Genomic DNA, 5303 nt, shown 5'->3' with positions numbered 1-5303 from the left:
ATCGCGGACGAGGCGCGGCGCCGCGGCATCGTCCTTGTCTATCCGCGCACGCTGGCGGACCGGACGATGACGCTGCACACCGTCCCTTCCGCGGATGGGCTGCGGGCGGGCCGCTACGGCATCCGCGAGCCGGACGTGGACGCGTGCCCCGCCCGCCGCATCGAGGACGTGGACGCGGCGCTGATCCCCGGCCTGGCGTGGGACCGCGCGGGCCACCGGCTGGGCCGCGGCGCGGGGTACTACGACCGCATGCTCGCGGACCCGGGGTGGCGCGGCTTCCGCTGCGGGCTCTTCTTCGCCGCGCAGGAGACCTCCTCCGTCCCCCACGACGCCTGGGACGTACCCCTGCACGCCATCGTCACGGAGCGCGAAGTCGTCCGCACGGTGGCGGATTTGGACTGAGTGGACGATGGGCTTCGATCCCGCTATCTTCCCTGCGCGAAGCTGATCCTGCAGCGCGGGAGGAGGAGACAACGGATGAGGGACTCGACGCTATCGACGGAGGAGCTGAGGGCTGCTTTGCTTCAGGCTTGGCGAGCGAATACTCCACATGTGGAGCGTCTGGTTGGTGCCGCTGCCGTCCTGATCCATGCACTGGCCCAGGCTGGAATGCGAGCGACTCTCGTCGGTGGAGGCGCGATTGAGTTCCACGCGCCGGACAGCTACGCGACCACCGACATTGATTTCGTGGTGGAGGGCTGACCCCGTGAAGAAATTGGCCGGGTCTTCGAATCCTTGGGTTTTAAGCCGCAAGGCCGGGTTTGGGTCATGGATGATCTGTTCGTGGAGGCGCCAGGAAGCTCCCTGGAGCGACGGGTTGTCGAGACGGTACCTCTTGGCGAATTCGAGTTGAAGGTGCTGAAGAAGGAACACGTTCTCGCTGAACGAATCGTGGGCTTCAGACGGTGGAAATCATGGGCATACGGGATTCAGGCCATTGACATGATGGAGGCGTTCGGTGATGATCTTGATGAGGGTTTTCTCCGCGTATGGCTGAGGCACGAGGGCTCCGAAGACGGGTATGATCACCTGCGGGAGATCGCAGCATCAGGAGTCGCGATCACGGCGCAGGAGCTGGATCGACAGTGGCATCAACGGTATCGGTGAGCTATGAAGCTGGATTTCACGGAGCTCAGAAAGACGTGGGCAGAGCGCCGGGCCAACGCCGAGGCGGTCCGTCGTCGGATCGATCCGCAAGGAGCGACCCGTCCCGCACGGGATCCAGATGAGGCTGCGTTCCTGGAGTCCATCGGCAGGCCGGGCGTTTTCTCGGAAGTCGAGCTGCCCGGCTGGCGCGAGTGGCTGGACTACCGCGACTTGCCCACGGAGAAGCAGGATCCGCCAGGGCTTACGGCAGCAGACTTCGCGGCGTCGTTCATCGAGCAGGATCGACTCCGGCGGGAAGCGGACGGAGCTGAACGGGCCGACTGAAACGAGGAGGGGGTGGATGATTCGCATCATCCACCCCCTCGGTCGTTCCGCGCCGAAGCCGGGATCAGCGCGGCGGCTGCCCCGTGCGCTCTGCGGCGCCGATGCTGCGGGCCGGGGGCGCGGGCTCGCGGCAGCGGCCGGCCTCCCACACCTTGCGCCACGTGCCCCGGTCGCGCGAGATGGCCTCGTACCACGACTCGCGCTGCCCGAACACCTGCACCAGGATCTCCGACGCGCCCGCGCCGTTCCAGTTCAGGTGGTCCACCACCTTGGGCGCGCCCTTGCCCGTGCGGTCGTAGTCGCGCACCTCGGTGTAGACGGGCGTGTAGCCCTGCCGCTGCTCGTAGTCGGCGATGTAGAACACGCTCCACCCGTCCGGCTGCGCGGGGCCGATGGACAGGTTGTCGCCCACCAGGTACGTGGCCGCCATCTCGGCGTGGCCGCCGCGCACGGCGTCCAGCGCCTGCAGGTCACGCTGGGCGCCGGGCCAGCTGCGGGGACGCTGCAGGCCGTTCTGCAGCACCAGCCGCTCGGCCACGAGCGACGCGTAGCGCTGGATGGTGCCGTCCACCTGCGGCGGGCTGTACTCGCCCCGCAGCTCCGGCGCCAGGCCGCGGCGGAACGCCAGGAACTCGCGCTCGGCCGCCGCGGCCGCCACCGTGCTGGCCTGCCCCGTGGCCGTGGGCACGCCGCACGAGGTGGCCGTGCCGTTGCCGCCCACCGTCAGCGAGCCCACCTCGGCCCCCCGGCGAAAGAGGACGAACTGCGAGCCGGGCTCCATCACCGCCGCGCGAAAGCGCTCCTCGTACGCCTGCGGCGACACGCCCGCGGGGCGCCGCAGCGTGCGCAGCGAGTCGCCGGAGATCTCGGCGATGGGGATGAGCTGCGCGGCCGTGCCGTTGTCGCTGCGCACCACGTGAAAGAGTACCCGCCCCGTGGGCAGCCCCAGGCCGGCCACGGTCCCCGGCTCGGGGGCGGCGGCCTCGCCGGGCCCGGGTGGGGGCGGGGGCACCACGCTTACGGCGGCGCCGCCCCATTCCACGTTGTCGCAGGCCGCCAGAGCGGTTAGAATCAGGGACGCCGCCACGCGCAGGGCGCGCGCTGTCTGTGGACGCATGGTTGAGCGGTCTCGGGCAAAGTCCGTAACGCGGGCCGGTGCACCATTCTCCGGCCCGGCTTTTGTTTCCTGGGCACCGGCCTTGGCGCGGCGCACGCGTTGCTGCAAGCAAGGAGCCGGCCAGGAACCGCGGCAAGATACTCACGCGGCACCGCCCACTGCCAGGGAATGATCGACCAGTCCGAGTTTCGCCGGGTCATCGGCCACTTCGCCACGGGGGTGACCATCGTCACCACCTGCCGCGAGGACGGCAGCGCCGCGGGGCTCACCATGAGCGCCGTGAGCTCGGTGTCGCTGGATCCCACGCTGGTGCTGGTGTGCGTGGACCGGGGGAGCGAGACGCTGCCGTTCCTGGAGCGGGCCGGCTACTTTGCCGTGAACGTGCTGGAGGAGGGCAAGGGCGAGACGCTGGCCCGGCGCTTCGCGGGCGGCGGCGCGGAGGAAAAGTTCCGCGGCGTGGCGTGGCGCCCCGAGCGCACCGGCGCCCCCGTGCTGGACGAGGCGCTGGCCTGGATGGACTGCCGCGTGACGTCGGCCGTACCGGCCGGTGACCACATCATCTTCGTCGGCGAGGTGCTGGCCGCCGACGCCCGAGAAGGAACCCCGCTGCTTTATTATCGTGGAGGATTCGGACGCTTCGCATCGTGAGTCCCGCCGCCCCGCCTGGCCCGTCCTGACCCGCGCCGCACTGGCCGGGCTGGCGCTGGGCGTGGTGGTGTTCGCGGCGGGCAGCCTGATCCTGTACGAGGCCAGCGGCGTGCTCGCCGCGGCCGGCGGGCTCGTGGCCACCTTTGCCGCCGCGCTGGCCGCCGGGCTGTGGGCGGGCTCTCCCGGCGTGCGCGCCGACCAGGCGCCCACCTGGCGCTGGGTGGGCGCCGGCGTGGCCGTGGCCGTGGCCGGCGGCTTCGGCACCCTGTGGGCCTTCTATGGCTGGGAGCGCTTTGGCGGGGCCGGCCGCGCGTTCGCCCTCCTCTTCCTGGTCGGCGTCCCCGTCTACGCGCTGGGCTTCCTGCTCCCCGCGCTGGTGGCGTGGGGCGGCGGCTACCACGCCGTGGGCGACGACGACGAGCGGCGCGACGAGGCCCGCCGCCGCGGCGCCGAAGAGACCGTGCTGGCCGTCCTGGCCGGCGCGGCCGTCGGCGCGGCCCTCAGCGGCCTGGCCCTGCTCCCCGCGCTCAGCCCCGGGCTGCTGCTGATGGCGCTGGGGGCCGCGCTCACCTTCCCGCTCTTCTTTCCCCGCGACGGCTCCGCCGCGCCGGAGAGCGACGAGCACCTGGTGCACGAGGAAGAAACGCCGTACGGCACCGTGCGCGTCACGGAGATCGTCCACCCCGGGGGCAAGCGCCAGCCGGAGCTGCGGCTGTACGTGGACGAGGAGATCGAGTCCGGCGAGCTGGAGCGCAGCGGGGCGCCCACCTTCGCCTACGTGGCCACGGCGGAGCGCTGGCTGCGCGACGTGACGCAGGACGGCGCGTCGTACCTGTTCCTGGGCGGCGGCGCCTATACTCTGCCGCGCCGCATCGCCGAGGACGATCCCGGCGCGCGCATCACCGTCGTGGAGCTGGACCCGGCCGTGACCCGCGCCGCCTACCGCTTCTTCGGCCTGCGGTCGGAGCACGGCATCGTCACCCTGCACGGCGACGCGCGGGCCGTGTCGCAGGCGCTGCGGCCGGGCGAGTGGGACCGTGTGGTGGTGGACGTGTTCGGCGGGGGCGAGCAGGTGCCGCACCACTTGGTGACGGCCGAGGCGCTGGCGCTCTTTCGCGCGCTCCTCCGTCCCGGCGGCGTGGCGCTGCTCAACCTGATCGGCGTGGCGCGGGGCGAGGGCGAGTGCCGGTTCTGGTCCGTGGCGCGGACGGTGGCGGCCGCGTTCCCCGCCGTGCGGCTGTACGTGCACGTGGGCCGCGACTTTCCCGAGCGGCAGAACTTCCTGATGGCCGCGTCGGACGACCCGGCGTTCGCGTTTCCGCCGTCCGCCGGGCGGTTCGAGGCGTGGCCGGTGGACGAGTGGCCGGCGCTGCCCTGCGCCGGCGTGCTGCGCGACCGGGTGGACGGTGCCCAAACGCAGGCCGCGCCCCCCGCGGCGGGCGGGGGGCGCGGGGAACGCGCGGTCTCGGCGAGCGGCGACTAGCGCGCCTTGTTGCGCTTCTGCGCCTTCTTCTGCTGGGCGGCCAGCTGCGTCTGCATGAAGTCCATGGCCTGGCGGCGCTTTTCCAGGTGCCGCTTCATCTGCTCCGCCTGCTTGAGCTTTTGACCCTGCGTGCCGCCGTAGCGCTGCTTGTCGAGCGTGCGCTTTTGAAAGCGGATCATGGGCCCGGCGATGAAGCGCACCACGAGGGCCTTGAACCAGCGGCCGCTGCGCTTGTGCTCGTCGATCACGTAGGGAATGGCCTCGGCCTGGTCCTGCAGCTCGCGGTGCTGCTGGTCCAGGGGCTTCTTGAGCTTTTTGCGGGCGTTGTTGAACATGGCTTCAGTCCCCAGACGTCGGGATCGGGATCGGTTCCGGGCCGGAGGCTGATCCGGCGGACGCTGCGTTCGGTACACCCGGCCCGCGGGGCGGTTCTCGCCGCACGGACCGGGCCGGAATGGTACGGCCCGGCGGGCAGGAAGGGAAGTGGGTCGGGGCGGGGAAGTGCGGAAGTGCGTGAGTGCGGACGTTGGCTCCCGTAGGGGGAAGGCCGGAGAGCGGCGCATGGCTCCGCGGGGGCCCTCACCCGCTCGCTGTCGCTCGCACCCTCTCCCGCAAACTGCGCGG

At 71.5% G+C, this 5303-nt stretch carries 8 protein-coding genes; 6 read left to right on the top strand and 2 right to left on the bottom strand.

The window, feature by feature from the left end:
• From VFZ20_RS14505 to VFZ20_RS14490, 4 genes are all read left to right on the top strand, one after another.
• A partial coding sequence (locus VFZ20_RS14505) for a 5-formyltetrahydrofolate cyclo-ligase (protein WP_329684617.1) occupies window positions 1-402 on the top strand: 402 nt, incomplete at its 5' end.
• Between the two features lie 75 nt (window positions 403-477).
• The gene (locus VFZ20_RS14500) at window positions 478-702 is read left to right on the top strand and encodes a hypothetical protein (protein ID WP_329684616.1); all 225 of its coding nucleotides are present in this window, start codon (window positions 478-480) and stop codon (window positions 700-702) included.
• Window positions 703-768: 66 nt separating this feature from the next.
• Window positions 769-1107 carry a hypothetical protein gene (locus VFZ20_RS14495; protein WP_329684615.1) on the top strand — a complete coding sequence of 113 codons (339 nt, stop codon included), beginning with the start codon at window positions 769-771 and terminating at the stop codon, window positions 1105-1107.
• A 3-nt stretch (window positions 1108-1110) separates the two neighbouring features.
• The gene (locus tag VFZ20_RS14490) at window positions 1111-1431 is read left to right on the top strand and encodes a hypothetical protein (protein WP_329684614.1); all 321 of its coding nucleotides are present in this window, start codon (window positions 1111-1113) and stop codon (window positions 1429-1431) included.
• Window positions 1432-1495: 64 nt separating this feature from the next.
• On the opposite strand, the gene VFZ20_RS14485 is transcribed toward VFZ20_RS14490, so the two are convergent.
• Window positions 1496-2548 carry a hypothetical protein gene (locus tag VFZ20_RS14485; protein WP_329684613.1) on the bottom strand — a complete coding sequence of 351 codons (1053 nt, stop codon included), beginning with the start codon at window positions 2546-2548 and terminating at the stop codon, window positions 1496-1498.
• A 168-nt stretch (window positions 2549-2716) separates the two neighbouring features.
• On the opposite strand from VFZ20_RS14485, the gene VFZ20_RS14480 reads away from it, so the two are divergent.
• Window positions 2717-3196, top strand: a complete 480-nt coding sequence (locus tag VFZ20_RS14480; protein ID WP_329684612.1) for a flavin reductase family protein — start codon at window positions 2717-2719, stop codon at window positions 3194-3196.
• Window positions 3168-4679 carry a fused MFS/spermidine synthase gene (locus VFZ20_RS14475; protein WP_329684611.1) on the top strand — a complete coding sequence of 504 codons (1512 nt, stop codon included), beginning with the start codon at window positions 3168-3170 and terminating at the stop codon, window positions 4677-4679. The genes VFZ20_RS14480 and VFZ20_RS14475 overlap by 29 nt, the downstream gene beginning before the upstream one ends.
• Here the strand turns inward: VFZ20_RS14475 and VFZ20_RS14470 are convergent.
• Window positions 4676-5014 (bottom strand): hypothetical protein, encoded by a 339-nt coding sequence (locus VFZ20_RS14470; protein ID WP_329684610.1) that lies wholly within the window; start codon window positions 5012-5014, stop codon window positions 4676-4678. The two genes, VFZ20_RS14475 and VFZ20_RS14470, sit on opposite strands and share 4 nt — an antisense overlap.
• Between the last annotated feature and the right edge of the window lie 289 nt (window positions 5015-5303).

It is taken from the genome of Longimicrobium sp., from assembly GCF_036280135.1.
In the GTDB taxonomy this organism is placed as follows: domain Bacteria; phylum Gemmatimonadota; class Gemmatimonadetes; order Longimicrobiales; family Longimicrobiaceae; genus Longimicrobium.
This window is presented reverse-complemented; position numbering and strand designations above follow the sequence as displayed.